This window comes from Cohnella herbarum (genome assembly GCF_012849095.1).
In the GTDB taxonomy this organism is placed as follows: domain Bacteria; phylum Bacillota; class Bacilli; order Paenibacillales; family Paenibacillaceae; genus Cohnella; species Cohnella herbarum.
This window is the reverse complement of record NZ_CP051680.1, coordinates 4,954,396-4,971,761: the sequence shown is the minus strand read 5'-3', so window position 1 is coordinate 4,971,761 and position 17,366 is coordinate 4,954,396. Positions and strand designations below refer to the sequence as shown.

The following is a 17,366-nucleotide window of genomic DNA, read 5'->3' as shown; positions in this document are numbered from 1 at the left end:
CTGGCCGAGGTGCTTATGAAGAAACTAACGATTGCCACAACGCAATACGGACTAACGGATATTCGCTCCGCGGAGCAGTTCTGGGCGGGGATCGCGGAGAAGGTTCGCGATGCCGCGGGCCAAGGAGCCGCAATGATTTTATTTCCCGAATATTTGACCGCGCATCTGCTCAGTCTTGAGCCGTCGATGCTGCATGAAGAAGCTTGTTATCATTTGAATCGGCACACCGAAGAGTATGTTCGGTTTTTCCGGCAATTGAGCCGGGAGGAGGGAATCGCCATCTTGGCCGGGACCCATATTTGCCAAGCGGAAGACGGGGAAGAGGGAGAGTACGTCAACAAGTCGTTCCTCTTCTTCCCGGACGGTCGGGTCGAGACGCAGAGCAAGCTGCATCTGACTCCCGAGGAGCAGATCCGCTGGCCCCTCGTCGCTGGCGGCGACTTGAACGTATTCGAGACCGACTGGGGCAAGATGGCGATCTTGACTTGCTACGACATCGAGTTTCCGGAGTTGGCAAGAGTCGCGGCGCTGAGAGGCGTGGAGATGATTCTGTGTCCGTCTTATACCGATAACGCGTACGGCTATCATCGGGTACGTTATTGTTGCCAAGCCAGAGCGGTGGAGAATCAGCTGTTCGTCGTATTAAGCGGGCTTGTGGGGGCATTGGCCGAAGATCGTCCGCAAGTGGATTCGGGGTATTGCCAAGCCGGCTTGTTCACGCCATGCGACTTGCCGTTCTCCGCGGACGGGATCATCCAAGCCGGTGAGCTCAACCTAGATATGACGGTACTGGCGGAGGCTGATTTCCGTATGCTGCGCGAGAATCGCGCCCAAGGCGCGGTCGCCCCGTTTTACGATCGTAGGCCGGATCTTTACGAGCATGAGCACAGTAAGACGATGGTCGAGTGAAAGCGCGCGGAGCTAAGAGTCCCCCGACCGCTTAATCGCGATGGGCGGAAACCAGATCGTGCGAAGATTGACCCAGCCTTGCGAGTTGAAGGTAACTCCACGGACGGAGGGCAAATAGGCGGTCGGCAGCGGCTTCTCCGACAGGATGTATAGCTGATGCTCGCGAACGAGCAGCCTCTCGATCTTATCGAGATGGCCGGCCCGAGCGGCGGGATCGGATTCCCGGGCGACGCGCTGCAACGTTTGCTCGATGTCGATCCGCATATGGGAATCTACGTGTTCGGCGATCGTCAGGTAGAGGTCGAATAAGCGGAGCTGCCTGTCCTGATCCCGGAACAACGAGAATAAGATCAGATCCGAAGCCAACCGCACGTCCCCCTTGAATTCTTCCGGGGATACGGAGACGACCGTACACGAATATCCGTGTTCTTCCAGTCTCCGGGCAAGGGCGTCCGCATCCGGCTTGTAGGGCGGGATCGTCGCGATTTGAATCGGAATCGCCCCCGTATGGCCGGAAGCCGGAATGTCGGTCTTTATCGTCTCCCTATCCCCTTGCAGACAACCGAATAAATGCGCGCGAACGGTCGGATCGGATAACGGTCCGGCCTTCTGCGTGTTGCACGTGAAAAATTTACGGACGGTCGTATCCGAATGGATGTGGCTCCGGGTTCCGTCGGCGGCGGATGGGTTATGGATGACGTGGAAGGGAGAGAGTTGATCGGCGTTCGCGTTTGCTCCGGTCTCTTCCGTTGCCCACGGCACATGAACGATCTCGACCCGATCGAGATGCGCTCGCCCTTGGAAATAAGGGGCGAAAACCTCCAAAACGCATATGCCCTCATTCATCTCGGAAATCTTGAAAGGTCCCGTTCCCAGCGGGGCCGTTCCGAATCGCAAGCTCCCCATTTGATTCAAGTCTTTAGGAACGATCGCCGCACGGCTCGTACATAGGAAAGGGAGGAACAGCTCGTTGGGCTCCTCCAGCTCGAAGGTTACCGTCGTCGGATTGAGGGCGCGTACCGCTTTGATCTGCTTGTATATCAAGCTGTACAGCGTCCTGCGCGAAGAACGGATCAGTCTCTCGAACGTGTAGACGACATCTTCGGCGGTTAACACCTTGCCGTGGTGGAACAGAACCTCTTTACGGAGAAAAAAAGTCCACTGCGTGCGGGTATCATCCGTCTCCCAGGCGTGGGCGATACTCGGCAGAATCTCGTCGCTCTCGTCCGTTCGGCGCACCAGACCGTCGAATACGTGGCTGGCTACGAACGATTCCGCCAATAAATTCATGTACAGCGGGTCGATCGTGTGCAACGGCTGCCGAATGGGAAGGCGTAAAGTGTCGATCTGCCGGTCGCTGCTCGTTTCGGCGTGGTGACCGAAATAAGAGAGCAGCCATCCTTGCAGATGTTCCTGCAGCGTGGACGATTGCTTGTGAATGCGAATCTGGTCGATGGCTCGCGTAATGTCTTTGCGGTTAATCGCTTGCAGCATGGATTGCACGGCGATTTCCTCGGGCTGCGCGATGAAACTCAGCTTAGACCGGCGCCCGCGTCCGCGGGAGGCTTCCCAGGATATCCATCCGTCCCCGCTCATCGAACGGATGATATTGGTCGCGTTGCGCGGGGTGCAATCGAGCAATTTGCCGATTTCCTCCAATGTCGTTTCGACGCTATCGACGCTCCCGAACCGGGAGTGAAGCTGCAGGAAATGTTGATGCAGTTTCATGCGGGGACCTCCTTCCGCGGGATTGAATCCCTTTGACTTATATAAAATAGGAAATTAATCACCCGTACATTTCTATTTATTTTCCTATTTTAACATCTAAAATAGGCGGTAGATAGACGTGAGGAAACGGAGTGATCTACTTGAATACGATTCGCAAGCCCTTGGGGCGATCTACGGCGGCATTGATCGGCGCGTTCGTTCTCGCTATCGCCCATCAATATTTGTTTTACGATAACGTCCCCGGCGTTTCTTATCCCTTGTTCGTCATCCTGTTGTATACGTATCTTTTCCATGATTGGAGAGATCGGCTGCGTGAGATCTCGGGATTCGGATGGTTCCTTTTCGTGGTCGTCCTGTTGCTCTCGGTAACGTATGGGCTGTTCTCGAATCCGATTTTATATGCCTTGAATTTGGTCGTCGTCCCGATTCTGATTTTCATTCATACGGCTTACTTGCGGGGGGTAAATCAGTCCGCTTGGTGGAAGTTCGGAATCGTCAACGACGCTCTAGACCATCTGCTCTCGCAAAGCTTGCGTCATCTTCCGACGGTGTTCCGCATATTCAAGATCTCGGTGGCGAGGAAAATGGGAGCGGAGCAGAAGAGTACGTTAGGCAAAGTGTTCATCGGACTGCTCATCGCCGTTCCTCTGCTCATCATCGTCATTTCCTTGCTGGCTTCCGCGGACGGCGTTTTTAACCGATTCGTGAACGGAGCTCCGGAGTGGATGAACAGCCTTTCGATAGGGGAGGGCTTGTCGCGAGGGATATGGATTATCGTGTGCGGGGTGTTATTCTTCTGCTATCTCTGGGGGTTCGTTAAGCCGAAACGCGCGAAGACCGGAATGGCCGGAATTTCCGGAAAGCTCGAGGAAAGCGCGAATCGCGGTACTGCCAAGATCGATCCGATCATCCTGACCACGTTGCTTCTCTCGGTGAACGCGGTGTACGTGTTGTTCGTGGCGGTTCAGTTCTCCTATTTGTTCGGCGCATGGGACGGGGGATTACCGGACGGGAAAACGTACGCGGAATACGCGAGGAGCGGATTCGTCGAGCTCGTGATCGTAACCGTCATTAATTTTGCCCTACTTATGATTACGCTTGTTAGAGGAGACATGACGCGAAGACGAATCGCGGCTCTGCTCTACATTCTAATCGGATGCTCCGGGGTCATGCTCTATTCCGCGTACATGCGACTCGTTCTATATGAAGAGGCTTACGGATACACCTATATTCGATTTTTGGTGCACGCCTTCATGATCTATTTGGCCGTTATGCTGGTTATTGCGGCAGTCAGAGTCAGAATGCGCATCCTCCCGCTGGCGAAATGTTACATCGTCATCAGTCTGGCGGCGTATGTATTCATCAACTACGTCGGAATGGATCGGTTGATCGCGGAGAACAACATCGAACGGTACCAAGAAACCGGGAAGATCGATTTGCAATACTTAAGCGGCTTGTCCGCGGATGCCATTCCGACGTTAGTTAACTTCAGCGAGCAAGAATACCCGGGCCCGGGCATGAAAACTTTATTGGTTAACAAATGGGAGACGATCAAGGTCGAGGATCGCCGGTGGCCGTCGTTCAACGTTTCGATTTTCCGTGCCGAGAAGGCGTTAAACGAAATTGCGGGCATGCCGCATTAAGGGGAGAGAGTAATGGGATACATTATGGATTTGAGGCAGAGGGTCGGCTCGCAACCGCTGCTCATGCCTGGAGCTTGCGTGCTCGTGTTTAACGAAGCTGGACATCTGTTGCTGCAAAAGCGTTCCGATAGCCAGGATTGGGGAACGATCGGGGGCGCGTTAGAGTTGGGGGAATCGTTGGAAGAGGCCGCCGGCAGGGAACTCTACGAGGAAGCGGGATTAAGGGCGGAGGAATTCCGGTTTATCGACCTGCTCTCCGGGAAAGACATGTATTACAAGTATCCTCACGGGGATGAGATCTACATCTACAATGTGATGGCCGTATACGAGGCGATGAACGTCGAAGGCACGCCCAGAGTGAATGACGATGAAGGACTGGAGCTTCGTTACTTTTCGTTGTATGAACCTATACCGGGACTCAATCCCTTTACCGAGCATGTGTTAAAGAAAACGGGATACCTCTCGAAATGGTACCCTTTCGACAGGCTATAACGACGGGCTGGGAGGGGGCCTCGTCGCTCCCGTGTCGCCACAGTTGCTGATTTCGCACAACCTGAGCAAACTACACATACCTAAGCAAACTACACACATTAAAGCCAATATGCACGTACCTCCATCTGGCACGATATAGGCAGATTGCTCAGGAGTGGGGGCGAGGGGATGCTCGTGGGAACGAGGCTTGTAATTGAGCCAATGCTTGAACTGGAGCAACCTGAGCAAACTACACACATCTAAGCCAATTTGCACGTACCTCCGTCTGGCACGATATATGCAGATTGCTCAGGTAATGGTGCGAGGGGATGCTCGAGGGAACGAGGGAATGCATGTACCGGTGTAACCAATCCGTTCTTTTCAACGGTCGGAGATTTTGTTACCATTAAGGTAAAAATGAAAAGGAACCGTGCATCGATGTCCTCTTCTTCATTGGAAACGACAGCTTACCGGGAAATTCGGGAACGTATTATGCAAGCGCAGTATATGCCCGGAACAATGCTTTCGGAGAACGAATTAGCGGGCACGTTGGGCATGAGCCGTACGCCGGTCCGCGCGGCCATATCCCTGCTGGAACGAGAAGGCCTCGTCGAATCGTTCAAAGGCCGAGGCGTTATGGTCAAGGATATTTCTTTTCATGATTTCAGCGAAATGTACGAAGTGCTGATCTCGATGCAACTGTTCGTATTCGACGCCGCGCTTAAGCGCAAGATCGGATTCGATCTCGAGACGATGAAGCAACTGCTCGATAAGCAGAAGGAAGCGCTGGAACGGGACGATTATTATGGCTACTATGTCCATTCCTTATTATTTACGGAGTCGATTCTGCGGACGACGCGCAATGAAAACATGCTGCGGATCGTGGAACTGTATAGAGGCAAGTATGTATTTCGCATGGTCTCCTATAGGAAAAAATATCCGCAATACAAACCGAGCTATTCCGCGCTCACGAACGAAAGGGTGTACAAGGCTCTAGCGTTAGGGGATGTGGCGGGAGCAAAAGCGGCGATTATCGAGCAATACTCGACAACGCATGAGCAGCTCATGTTGGACGGAATTATTAGATAACGCAAGGGTACGTTGGAAACGAGACGTCATGTGGATGTCCGCCATCGTCAGCAATATAAGTTTGTTGCGAATAAAAACGAGCAGCTTCTGGTTGTACCAGGCGTTGCTCGTTTTTATTGCAATACCGTTATTGCGCGCCCAAACCTCCGTCGATCACGAATTCCGATCCGGTCGAGTAGCTGGATTCGTCGGAAGCGAGGAACAGCACGAGATCGGAGACTTCTTCCGGTCGGCCGGCTCTCTTGAGCGGGAAGCTATTCTCCAGTTCGGGGTTAATCAGGGCTTCCGTCATCGGCGTGACGATGAAGCCCGGGTGGACGGAATTGACGCGGATGCCGTACTCTCCGAGCTCGAGCGCCGCCGCTTTCGTCATGCCGCGGACCGCGAATTTCGAAGCGGTATAAGCGATCTTTTTATTGGCTCCGATAATTCCGGCAAGCGACGAAATGTTCACGATCGATCCTCCGCCCGCTTTGCGCATGGATGGAACCGCGTATTTCATGCCGAGAAACACGGACACTTGGTTAACGTCGATTACTTTGCGGTACGTTTCTTCCGGAACGTCCTGCAGATCCGCCGCCGGCAAGTCGATTCCCGCGTTATTCACGAGCACGTTAACCGGTCCGAACGACTGTTCCGCCTTGCGAATGACCGCTTCCCATTCGGACGCGTTGGTGACGTCGTGCTTGAGGAACAGAACTTTGTCGCCGAGCTCTTTCTGTAGGTTCAATCCGTCTTCCTCCAGAATATCGGTGAATACGACCATCGCTCCTTCGGCCGACAACCTGCGCACGTGAGCCGCGCCCATGCCTCGGGCGCCGCCTGTAATAACAACGACTTTTTCATGTAATCTAGCCATGCGAACAACTCCTCATAGAATAATATGGTAACGCTTACACTAGGGACTGGCGAACCTAGGCCATATCGGTGCGTGCCTGGAATGTCACCGGAATAACCTGTCTATCCCATCGCGATAGGACTATAATAGAACTCATAGGAACGCCTTACAATAAACACGGGGTTTGAATTTGTCGGAGATCCGACATCGTTAGTCGATCTGATGGATTATCCTTGGATAATCTAACACCGGAGGTGGAAGTTGTTGACCCTTTCTCTGCGTCAGGAACGGAAAAAAACGCAATCTCTCCATGCCCTAAAAGAAGCGTTCGTCCAACTTATTCTGGAAAGCAAGGAAGCCGCGGCCATTACCGTATCGGAGATCGCGGACCGTGCCGATTTCAATCGCAGTACTTTCTATTTTCACTACAAGGATAAGAACGAAATTATGGAAGATTTATTTTACGATGCGCTGAACGGGTTTCGGGAAGCTTTGGTCGCTCCGTTCCGTCACGAGAAACAAATTCGTCTGAACGACGATATCCTTCCGTCGACGCGACTGTTGTTCGACCATATCGAAAAGAACAGAAACCTTTTCATGGCATTGCATGATATTGGAACGACTCCGACTCTTTACGAACGACTTGAAAAGCTCTATCGCACGTTGTTCTCTGACGACTTTTTCGTTCTCGACAACCGTTCGTATCCTGATATCGACTACTCGATCTTGCTAAGCGCGCAAATCCACTCTCTGCTGGGCATTATTAAATATTGGATCGATTCCCGGCTTAAATATTCTTCCGAGTACATGTGCGATCAAATGATGATGATCAACCTAAACAGACCGGCCGATATGGCCATTAGGAAAAGGGGCGACGGACCACTCCGGCCTTTATCCTTGTCGCAGTCGCATTATTCCGTGTAAACAAGATCTGGAGTTTTATCGCATAGATAGTTAATGGTAATCGAAGAACCGTCAACGGATGCTTGACGGTTTTTGTTTTTTAAATGTTTACAGATCATCTAAGCAGCGATGACACTCAGCTTACATACAACCTGCATACTACCTACAGAGAGACGTTAAACCATACTTTATCCAGAGGAGAGATAGAAGGATGTCGATTCAATTGAACAGAAAAGCAAACGAAATATGGTTCGACGAATCCCGGTTTGCGACCGACAAACGGCCGTGGTTCGGACAGCTGCCGAAGACGGAGCAAGACGACTTTTCGTTCGCGGTAGTCGGAGATCGTTGCGGGATGGCGATCGAGGGCGTGTTCGAGAAAGCGCTTGGCCTGTTGGCGGATTTGAAGCCGAGCTTCATCATCTCCGTGGGGGACTTAATCGAAGGATACTGGCGCGATCCGAAACCTGTGCATGAAGAATGGGACGAAATCGACGCAAAAATAGAAGCGACAGGGGTACCGTTCTTCCAAGTCGTAGGCAATCACGACTACAGCAACGAGATGATGCAAGGGGTATGGAGAGCGCGTAAAGGATTCGAGTATTATGCTTTCCGGATGAATGACGTGCTTTTCCTGGTCGTGAACACCGAAGAGCCTCCTAGTGAATTTTCGGACGAGCTGATCGATCTCATCAAGAAGGCGACGGCGAAGGTGAAGAAAGAACCGGATAAGGCGATGGAGCATCTTCAAGAGTTCTACGTCGAGCTTGTAGGTAACTTGTCTCCGGAGCAACTGCAAGGTATGTCTAAAGTCGAAATGGGAATCGGAGAAGAACAGTTGGCGTTCTTCAAGCAGGTGCTCGAAAACAATTCGGATGTTAAGCGTACGTTCGCCTGCATGCACAAGCCGGGCTGGAAATCGGACAATCCGGAGTTCGCCCGCCTGGAGCAAATGCTGCATGGACGACCTCACACGATATTCGCGGGCCACTTTCACGCGCTGGAATATTCGGAGCAAGAGGAAGGCCGCCATCAGCAAATCCAGTTAGGCCGTACGGGCGGAAGCCCGCATGGAACGAACCCGTGCGACGAGAATTTGATTTTATGGGTGACGATGAAGAGCGGCGTTCCCGCTTACCGGGTCATTCATTTGGACGGCGTAACGGAAATCGGCAATTACTCTCCGCAACAGCACGCTCACGCCAAAGGATGATAAAAATGGAACCGATCATGTTCGTTCACCTTACCGACACCCACATTAACGTTCCGGGCAAGAACCCTTTGTTTGCAATCGATGCGGGAGCCAAGCTGCGCGCCATGTTCGCGGAGATCGGCAACCTAAGCCAGAAACCCGCTTTCGTGATCATCAGCGGCGATTTGACGCAAGACGGAGACGTGGAGGATTACAAATATTTGCGTCAGATCATTGCCGAAGAACAAGCGGCGCTAGACGTTCCGGTTCACGTCGCGCTAGGCAATCATGATTCTAGGCCTTTTTTCAGAGAAGGATATCTGGGCGATGAGCCGTCGGAGGAGTCTTATTACTATACGTTCATGGAGCAAGGGCTCCGGGTGGCCGTGTTGAATACGCAAATCCCGGGCGAGCACGCCGGTCGATTGGACGAAGAGCAGCTCGCATGGCTGGCCCAGGAGTTGACGGTTCCAGCTCCGGCGGGAACGATCGTGGTGCTGCATCATCCCGTCGTTCCGACGCCGTCGGCGCTCATGGATTCCCACCTTCTGGCCAATCCGAATGACTTAGCCGAAGCGATTGCCGACACGGATGTCATCGGTTTGTTATCGGGGCACATCCATTTTAACAGCATCGGTCTGTTTCACGGCATTCCTAGCGCGGCAGGTACGGGAGTGGCGTTCGGGCTGGATCCGACGTCGACGGACAGCATGAAATTCATCGACAACAGCGGTTATAATCTCGTGCTTGCGAAGGGCGGGCAAATGCTCGTACATCCGATGGCAATGCCGGGCGAGAATCGGATGCTCTACGAGTGGAAGATCGATAAGGACAAGCAGCCCGCGCACGCTGAATAACGAAAACAACACATTCGGATATCCGAAAAGAGGAGATGGAATATGGCACGGGTAAAAACATGGGCAACTCTAGCGTTATCGGCAATGGTGCTGACGACCGCGGCATGCGGGCAATCGGGCAATAAGAATGCGAACGCGGGAGCTAGCTCGAACCCTTCAAGCGAAGAAACGGCATCCGTGACGCCAGGTGAGGCATCCGCCGCGACGAATGAGAAAATCACGATCAAATTTTACAGCTATAACTTGGCCACGGCAGGTCAGAAGGAAGGTACGCAGCTGCTCATCGACGAATTTCAAGCAGCCCACCCGAACATCACGATCGAAGGCATCCCCGTAGCGTCCACGGATATCAACTCCAAGGTACAGGCGGACATTGCCGCCGGTTCTCCGCCCGACGTCGCGCAGCTCGTGTTCGACGGTCTAGATTATGCCGTCCATAATTACGGCGCCAAACCGCTCGAAGATATCGTGTCCGCGGAAGAAATGAAAACCAACTTCGAAGGCTTCTCGCCGAACGGCCTGAAGCTGGGCCAATTGAATGGCAAGACGTACGGACTTCCGTTTACTTTCAGCACGCCGGTATTATTCTACAACGCCAAGCTGTTCAAGGACGCGGGCCTCGATCCCGAGAAACCGCCGACCACTTGGGCGGAAGTCAAAGAATACGCGCTTAAGATCGCGGAGAAAACGAAAGCTTCCGGCGTTCACGTCGGCGGAGCGGTCGGCGCGGACTGGATCGTTCAGGCTCTGATCGGAAGCAACGGCGGCAAGGTGCTGTCCGACGATCGCAAGACGATTCAATTCGGAGAGCCCGCTGCCGTTGAAGCGATCCAAATGTGGCAGGATCTTATCGCAAGCGGCGCTAACGACAAGCTGAACGACGGCGAAGTGGTCGAAGCGATGACTCAAGGCAAAGTGGGCATGCTTCTTTTCACCAGCGCTTTGCAGAATATGCTGGTAACCGCCTCGCAAGCCGGAGGTTGGGAATTGAAGGCGGCTTCGATGCCGACCTATGACGGAAAGCCGACAACCCCCGTGAACTCGGGCAGCGCGTTGTTCATCTTGACCGATGACAAAGCCAAACAGCAAGCGGCTTGGGAATTTCTCAAGTTCGCGACTAGCGAACGCGGCTATACGATCATCACTTCCAAAATCGGATATTTGCCGCTTCGTCCGAGCATCGTGGAAGACCCGAAATATTTGAAGGAATGGGTCGAGCAGAATCCGTTGATCAAGCCGAACTTGAAACAGCTTGAATCCTTGCAACCGTGGGTGTCTTATCCGGGCCCGAACTGGAAGCAGATCGAGACGATTCTGCTGGAAGCCGTGCAGAAATCGATCCTGAGCGACGGGGATATCGCTCCGATCATGCAAGACGCTCAGAAACGGGCGCAAGCGCTCGTACAGTAATCTCAGAAGGAGGATGGAATCTTGAGCTACGAAGCGACAACGTCGCCTTTGCCGAAAGCCGCGGCTTCGCCGCGGCCCAAGGCCCAAGCGCGCAAGCGGCCTTCGTTCCGGATGGACGCCGTCAAGCCGTACTTGTATTTACTGCCCGCTCTGTTGACGATCGGCTACTGGATTTACCTACCTCTGATTAAGACGTTTAAGCTGAGTTTCTATCAGTGGAATCTGTTGCCGACCTCTCCGAAAACCTACGTAGGCTGGGACAACTTCCGGAACCTTCTGACGCTTCCGGAGGTAGGCAAAGCGCTGACGAATACGTTGATCTACACGATCGGGGTCATACCGTTTTCGCTCATCATCCCTCTGGCTATCGCTATCTTTACCGATAACGTGGGCAAACGTTACAAGAACGTCTACCGAGCGCTGATCTTCTTGCCGATGATCATGGCCCCAGTCGCCGTATCCTCGGTGTGGCGCTGGATCTTGCATCCGACGAACGGAATTCTTAACGTGACGCTGAACTCGCTGTTCGGGATCGAAGAGCCTATCCGTTATTTCACGGACGAGCGGCTGGCGATCTGGTCGATCACGTTCATTACGGGCTGGAAGCTGATCGGCTTCAGCACGTTGATCTTCTCCGCGGCGATGACCGGGATCAACAAGGAGTATATCGAAGCGGCGAGGATCGACCGGGCAAACAAGTGGCAAATTATCCGGCACGTTCTGTTGCCGCTGCTGTCGCCTAGCATTCTGTTCATGGCGATGCTCAGCGTGTTATTCGCGTCCGAATGGAGCTTCTCTTATATTAACGTGCTGACGCAAGGCGGACCGATGAATTCCACGACGAACATTTATTATCTGCTATGGACTTACGGCTTTCAGACGTTCTCCGTCGGTTGGAGCTCCGCGGCAGCGGTCGTTCTTTTCATCGGATTCGGCTTAATCGCTTGGGGATTCATGCGGCTATCCAAGAAACTGTCGTTTTTCGATGATTAGGGAAGGAGCTTGTCTATGTATAAAACGATGAATGCCTCTACGATCGGCAAACACGCGATACTCGTCGTCCTAAGCTTATTAGCCGCATTTCCGCTATATTGGATGATAGTGACTTCCTTCAAGCCGGAGACGGAAGTGTTTACTTCCAGCCTGCTGCCTAGCCATTGGACGTTCGATAACTACGTCAAAGCATGGAACTCCATTCCGATGGCCCGAATGATGACGAACTCGCTTGCCGTGGCCGTTATCCAGACTATCATGCAAGTTCTGACGAGCATATTGGCCGCCTATGCCTTTACCCGGTGGGATTTTCGCGGTAGCGGCCTTATTTATACGCTCATTGCGTTGACGTGGCTCGTTCCGTTCCAAGTGATCATGATTCCGAATTACATTGTGATCAGCGAGCTGGGCTGGCGGAATTCCTTGGCGGGGCTGATCGTGCCGAATATCGCTTCCGCGTTCGCGGTGCTTCAATTGTACAATACGTTCAAGTCGTTCCCGAAAGCGTTGATCGAAGCGGCGCGCCTGGACGGAGCGTCCGACTGGGGAGTGCTATGGCGCACGATATTGCCTAACCTGAAGGCGCCGATCGCTTCCATTGCGGTGCTGCTGTTCATTACGGGCTGGAATGACTACTTCTGGCCGCTGCTAGTCTCGAATAAGCTGGAAAATTCCACGCTTCAGATCGGCTTGCAAATGTTCATGTCTTCGGACTCCAACCTATGGGGTCCGCTCATGGCGGCGACGACTATCGCGAGCTTTCCCGTACTCGTTATTTATTTACTCTTGCAACGGCACATCATTGAATCTTTCGTAAAAGGCGGGCTGAAATAATATGAGCATACTTACTGCGGAACAAAGGCAACAACGGATCGTAAAGTTGGACGGCGCGTTTAATATGCGGGACTTGGGCGGATACTCCGCGGAAAACGGAAGGACGACTCGTTGGGGGCGATTCTTTAGGGCCGACGGCCTTCACAAGCTGACGCATGACGACAAACAACGTTTCGCGGAGCGCGAAGTCCGTACGGTCGTGGATTTGCGTCATGCTCAAGAGCTTGAGCGTTCCCCGAACGTATTCGCGGGCTCCGGAGAGGTTGCCTATCACAACGTCGATCTGATCAATCCGGCGGCGGTTTCCCGTCCGTTGATCAGAAGCTTAGGGGATATGTACGTAGGCATGCTGGACGATTCCCAAGCATCCCTTCGTCAGGTGTTCGAGCTGTTGGCGCTGGAGACGGAGGATGCCGCGGTATATCACTGCGCGGCGGGGAAAGACCGGACGGGCGTCGTGTCGGGAATTCTCCTCGACTTGGCCGGAGTGTCCGCGGAGACGATCGTTAACGATTACAAGCTGACGGCGGAATGCATCGCCCCGATTATGGACGAATTGCGCCAAGGGAAACCGGAGGCGGTACCGGAAGAAATATACGAGCGGTTTCTTGGATGCGATGGGGAAAACATGGTCATGATGCTGGACCACCTTCATACGCGCTACGGCGGCGCGGGGCAATATTTGCTCGCCATCGGTCTGGCGAAGGAGCAAGTCGAAGGTTTGAAGCGCAAGCTTCTGGAAGATTAGAATCGTTCCGTCCTGCTGTTCTCTAGGGAGGCCTTCTCGTCCAAGTGCCTCGATCCGTGTATAATGGGGGCATAGAGACGGGAAGGATGAGGAAATGCTTACGATTAGCGAATACAGCGTGGAACTGGTCAAGGATCCTTTCAAGATATTGACGGGCAAACGTTACGAGTTTTTGATCGATCTCGATCTTGATGAGGACGACGACCTCTACTCCGAGAAAGGGATATACGTGAAGGCCGTTTACAAGGTGGACGGGGAACAAGGAAGCATCGTGAATTACGATCTCATCGAGAAGTCGACGGATCGCCTTCTGGACTTCGATCTGGAGACCGAAGAGGAAGAAGCGTTGGCGGCCTTCTGCAAAGAGCATTACTCGGAAGGCGAATAATAGCAAACACGACAAAACCCTCCGAAATCGCTGTATATCGCGATTTCGGAGGGTTTTTACGATTTTACAGTTCAGGAATGACGTATACGGCCAAGAAGTACAGAATTCCTAAAGTAATGATCACGTATGCGGCGTATTTAATGAAAGTGGAAGCGACTAAGCTGGAGTCGGTTCTCTTCTCGACGTGGACTTCTTCGATCTCCATATTGCGTTGATGAACGGTCATTTTCCCCACCCCTTTTCCTTGGACTCGCGGGAATCCAAGCTTCGTTACTGATTGTTACCCCGGGGAACGGGTAACGAATCATATTGTCCGAGGAGAGTCGGGTACTTAAGGCTTGGCGTATTTGACGTATTTGGCGTATCCGGCCAGTTCGACGAATCCTCTGCCTTTGATTCGAGCATGGTTTCCATGGTCGATACCGGTTACGGTGCAGGCTCCTTCCCATATGGCCCGAATCGGGCCGACGATGGGCATTTCCTGATTGTCGATGACGGGGCAAACATGCAATTCGATTCGGTAATGGGGGATAGTCACATGCCATTCTATCGGGTATGTCATGCCCGACTTGTCGCTATTCCAATATCTGAGCGGTTGCATTTTGATGTTATTTACGGTGATCATCGCCCGATCTTTAAGGATTAACAGTGCGGTGGGAGGCGCAGGAGGCGAATCGGTTTTGGCTACGTGCATTTGACTGATGAGCAGCTCTCGTCCGTCGTCCAGTTGAAGCCCGAACCAATTCCAACCTTCGCCCTTGAGCAGTTCGTAATTTCTGCCCCACTGATGGTCGAACCACCCTTCCCCCGATAATTGCTCGGAACCTTCCTCATGATGAATACGTCCCTTAACGGTATTTCGGGTGGAGGAGTAATAATAGAGACCGTTTAACGTGCCGATCTCGTCCACGACGGTCAGAGGCTTGCAGGGCGAGAAATCAAGCTCGATGCGAGCTTCGCGATCGTGTATTCGGAGCGTGAACTCTTGGCTCTTATCGTCTTTGAAAATAAGCTCGGCCGCACGCCCGTAGCGAAGGGATGTCGGGCGGGAGCGGACGGATACGTCTTGGGTCCAAGCATGCGGGGGAGGCAGCTTTCCTTGAAGCAGCGTCCCGTATTGCTCCCAGGTATGCGCGTCGCCCGGCTTGAACAAAAAATACGACGGAAGGTACAGCCCGGTCATCTGAACCGTTAACGATCGATCTAACATCGAACGGGCGATGAACCTCGGGTCGTCCAGTCGAATGAGGGAGTAGATCAAATAATGCCCTTTAAGCCGAGGAAGCTCCCCGACGCGAAAGAAGGAAATCATCAACGCATATCGTTTTCCGCCGCTTCCGTTAACGAACGCATAACAGTACCACCACTCCAGATTGGACTCCGGGTGGGCAGCGGCGTCTTTCGGAATCGTTATCGTTGCTCTTGGACGGTCCATAGGCTACCCCTGCCTTCGTAGGCGAATCAATAAATATAAAGTATGTAGTTGGCAGGAAATAGGCGACTTGGGGAGACGGAAAATATCCGCCGCTTATTTTAACTGTTCGCGTAGACTTCATCTGGTTGAAACGGTAATATCGAGACATGCGCATAAAAAATGGAAATGAGGAGGGAGAACGTTGTCTTTCGTTATTCGCTTGAAATGGTTTTTCAAGGAAAGATGGGCCAGCTACGCGGTCGCGATTGGTTTAATGACCATTGTCAGCATGTTATCCATGATCCCGCCGAGATTGATAGGGAATACGATAGATGCGATCAAGCTAGGGACGCTAACGTCGGCTGAGCTTAACGAATCCGTTCTTCTACTGCTGGGTCTTTCGCTTCTGCTGTACGTTATGGTCTACATATGGATAACGACCTTGTTCGGCAATTCCATAATAATAGAGAAGAAGCTAAGGTCCAGATTGCTGAAGCATCTGTCGAAAATGACCCCGTCGTTCTTCCAGCGCAATAGCACGGGACAGCTGATGGCTCTTGCGACGAACGATATTCTGGCGATCGGCCAAACGGCCGGTTACGGCGTCATGACGCTCGTCAATACGCTCGTGGGCGCATCGGTCGTCATCGTCATGATGCTAAGCTTCATTAGCGCGAAGCTGATGATTGCCGCGCTTATTCCGTTGCCTCTTCTCGTACTCGTCATTAGCAAGCTGGGCTCCAAGGTGAGAGGACGATTTATGGCGGCGCAGGAATCTTTCGGGCGCATGAACGATCATGTGCTGGAATCGATCTCGGGCATCCGGGTCATTCGCTCCTACGTGCAGGAAAATCACGATCTGGGCGCCTTCGACAAAATGACGACGGACGTTATGAACAAGAACAAACGGGTATCGATCCTTAATGCGCTATTCCAGCCGCTTATCTCGATAATCGTCGGAACGAGCTATACGATCGGGATCGCTTACGGCTCTTATTTGGTCTTTCATGATGAGATAACGCTAGGGCAGTTGGTTTCGTTCAATATTTATTTAGGAATGCTGATCTGGCCGATGATCTCTTTCGGCGAATTCATTAACGTCTTGCAGCGGGGGAGCGCATCCGCGGGTCGGTTGGGAACCGTATTGGAGGAAAAGGCGGACATGCAAGATGCCCCTGATCCGGTTCGGATGGACGTTCCTACCGCGATCGAGATGAAGTCGCTCACCTTCACATATCCGACCGCCAATCACCCGAGTCTGGATAAGGTATCGTTCCGGCTTCAACGAGGAGAGACGTTAGGAGTCGTCGGCAAAACCGGAAGCGGGAAGAGCACGCTGCTCAAGCAATTGCTGCGGCAGTATCCGATCGATAAGGAGAAGCTTTTCGTATCCCACGTCCCCGTCGAGAATATCGCGCTGGACCAGATGAAACAATGGATCGCTTACGTTCCTCAGGAGCATCTTCTGTTATCCAAGACAATCAGAGAGAATATCGCGTTGGGTAAGCCGGATGCAACATCGGAAGAGATCGCGCGAGCGATCGAGATGGCATCCTTCACGCAAGATATCGCCCAGATGCCCGAGGGATTGGAGACGATCGTCGGCGAGAACGGGGTGATGCTATCCGGCGGACAGAAGCAACGGCTCGCCATCGCCCGCGCCTTGCTGATCGATTCGGAAATTTTGTTGTTGGACGATTCGTTGTCCGCGGTCGATGCCCGGACGGAGAGTCGGATTATCGGACACATCCGCAGGGAGCGCGCCGGCAAGACGACTTTGATCACGACGCACCGCCTGTCCGCCGTCAGCCACGCCAATTGGATTCTCGTGCTCGACGAAGGACGTATCCGGGAAGAAGGCACACACGAGCAATTAATGCTGCTTGGCGGCTGGTATAAGGAGCAGTGGGAGCGCCAGCAGATGGAAGCAAGCTTGGAGGAATAGAACG

The 17,366-nt window shown here is 52.9% G+C and carries 17 protein-coding genes; 13 read left to right on the top strand and 4 right to left on the bottom strand.

From position 1 onward, the window contains the following. The first annotated feature begins 15 nt into the window (after positions 1 to 15). Positions 16 to 909, top strand: a complete 894-nt coding sequence (locus HH215_RS21310) for a carbon-nitrogen hydrolase family protein (protein WP_169281728.1) — start codon at positions 16 to 18, stop codon at positions 907 to 909. 12 nt (positions 910 to 921) lie between these two features. Here the strand turns inward: HH215_RS21310 and HH215_RS21305 are convergent, their stop codons facing one another. Next, positions 922 to 2,637, bottom strand: coding sequence for an ABC transporter substrate-binding protein (locus tag HH215_RS21305; RefSeq protein ID WP_169281727.1), 1,716 nt, complete (start codon positions 2,635 to 2,637; stop codon positions 922 to 924). Positions 2,638 to 2,768: 131 nt separating this feature from the next. Between HH215_RS21305 and HH215_RS21300 the strand changes: the two genes are divergently transcribed. The 3 genes from HH215_RS21300 (at position 2,769) to HH215_RS21290 (ending at position 5,840) form a co-directional block, all read left to right on the top strand. Then, positions 2,769 to 4,280 (top strand): DUF4153 domain-containing protein, encoded by a 1,512-nt coding sequence (locus HH215_RS21300; RefSeq protein WP_169281726.1) that lies wholly within the window; start codon positions 2,769 to 2,771, stop codon positions 4,278 to 4,280. Between the two features lie 12 nt (positions 4,281 to 4,292). Beyond that, positions 4,293 to 4,772 carry an NUDIX hydrolase gene (locus tag HH215_RS21295; RefSeq protein WP_169281725.1) on the top strand — a complete coding sequence of 160 codons (480 nt, stop codon included), beginning with the start codon at positions 4,293 to 4,295 and terminating at the stop codon, positions 4,770 to 4,772. Positions 4,773 to 5,189: 417 nt separating this feature from the next. After that, entirely contained in the window at positions 5,190 to 5,840 is a 651-nt protein-coding gene (locus tag HH215_RS21290; RefSeq protein ID WP_169281724.1) for a GntR family transcriptional regulator, read from the top strand. 127 nt (positions 5,841 to 5,967) lie between these two features. Here the strand turns inward: HH215_RS21290 and HH215_RS21285 are convergent, their stop codons facing one another. Beyond that, entirely contained in the window at positions 5,968 to 6,699 is a 732-nt protein-coding gene (locus HH215_RS21285; protein ID WP_169281723.1) for a glucose 1-dehydrogenase, read from the bottom strand. 240 nt (positions 6,700 to 6,939) lie between these two features. Between HH215_RS21285 and HH215_RS21280 the strand changes: the two genes are divergently transcribed. From HH215_RS21280 to HH215_RS21245, 8 genes are all read left to right on the top strand, one after another. Beyond that, on the top strand, positions 6,940 to 7,602 hold the full coding sequence (locus HH215_RS21280; RefSeq protein WP_169281722.1) for a TetR/AcrR family transcriptional regulator: 663 nt from the start codon (positions 6,940 to 6,942) through the stop codon (positions 7,600 to 7,602). A gap of 190 nt (positions 7,603 to 7,792) precedes the next feature. Next, positions 7,793 to 8,794: a metallophosphoesterase family protein gene (locus tag HH215_RS21275; RefSeq protein ID WP_169281721.1), complete on the top strand. Its 1,002-nt coding sequence runs from the start codon at positions 7,793 to 7,795 to the stop codon at positions 8,792 to 8,794. A 5-nt stretch (positions 8,795 to 8,799) separates the two neighbouring features. Beyond that, positions 8,800 to 9,630, top strand: a complete 831-nt coding sequence (locus tag HH215_RS21270; protein WP_169281720.1) for a metallophosphoesterase family protein — start codon at positions 8,800 to 8,802, stop codon at positions 9,628 to 9,630. A 42-nt stretch (positions 9,631 to 9,672) separates the two neighbouring features. Further along, entirely contained in the window at positions 9,673 to 11,040 is a 1,368-nt protein-coding gene (locus HH215_RS21265) for an ABC transporter substrate-binding protein (RefSeq protein ID WP_169281719.1), read from the top strand. Between the two features lie 21 nt (positions 11,041 to 11,061). Further along, entirely contained in the window at positions 11,062 to 12,033 is a 972-nt protein-coding gene (locus tag HH215_RS21260; protein ID WP_217362234.1) for a carbohydrate ABC transporter permease, read from the top strand. Positions 12,034 to 12,048: 15 nt separating this feature from the next. Next, positions 12,049 to 12,867 (top strand): carbohydrate ABC transporter permease, encoded by an 819-nt coding sequence (locus tag HH215_RS21255; protein ID WP_169281718.1) that lies wholly within the window; start codon positions 12,049 to 12,051, stop codon positions 12,865 to 12,867. Position 12,868: 1 nt separating this feature from the next. After that, positions 12,869 to 13,615, top strand: a complete 747-nt coding sequence (locus HH215_RS21250) for a tyrosine-protein phosphatase (RefSeq protein ID WP_169281717.1) — start codon at positions 12,869 to 12,871, stop codon at positions 13,613 to 13,615. Between the two features lie 94 nt (positions 13,616 to 13,709). Further along, positions 13,710 to 14,003 carry a DUF6509 family protein gene (locus HH215_RS21245; RefSeq protein WP_169281716.1) on the top strand — a complete coding sequence of 98 codons (294 nt, stop codon included), beginning with the start codon at positions 13,710 to 13,712 and terminating at the stop codon, positions 14,001 to 14,003. Between the two features lie 64 nt (positions 14,004 to 14,067). Here HH215_RS21245 and HH215_RS21240 read toward each other — a convergent pair whose 3' ends face one another. Then, positions 14,068 to 14,229 carry a hypothetical protein gene (locus HH215_RS21240; protein WP_169281715.1) on the bottom strand — a complete coding sequence of 54 codons (162 nt, stop codon included), beginning with the start codon at positions 14,227 to 14,229 and terminating at the stop codon, positions 14,068 to 14,070. Between the two features lie 105 nt (positions 14,230 to 14,334). Beyond that, positions 14,335 to 15,438, bottom strand: coding sequence for a lipocalin-like domain-containing protein (locus tag HH215_RS21235; protein WP_169281714.1), 1,104 nt, complete (start codon positions 15,436 to 15,438; stop codon positions 14,335 to 14,337). Positions 15,439 to 15,619: 181 nt separating this feature from the next. Between HH215_RS21235 and HH215_RS21230 the strand changes: the two genes are divergently transcribed. Then, positions 15,620 to 17,362, top strand: coding sequence for an ABC transporter ATP-binding protein (locus HH215_RS21230; RefSeq protein WP_254450170.1), 1,743 nt, complete (start codon positions 15,620 to 15,622; stop codon positions 17,360 to 17,362). Positions 17,363 to 17,366 lie beyond the last annotated feature (4 nt).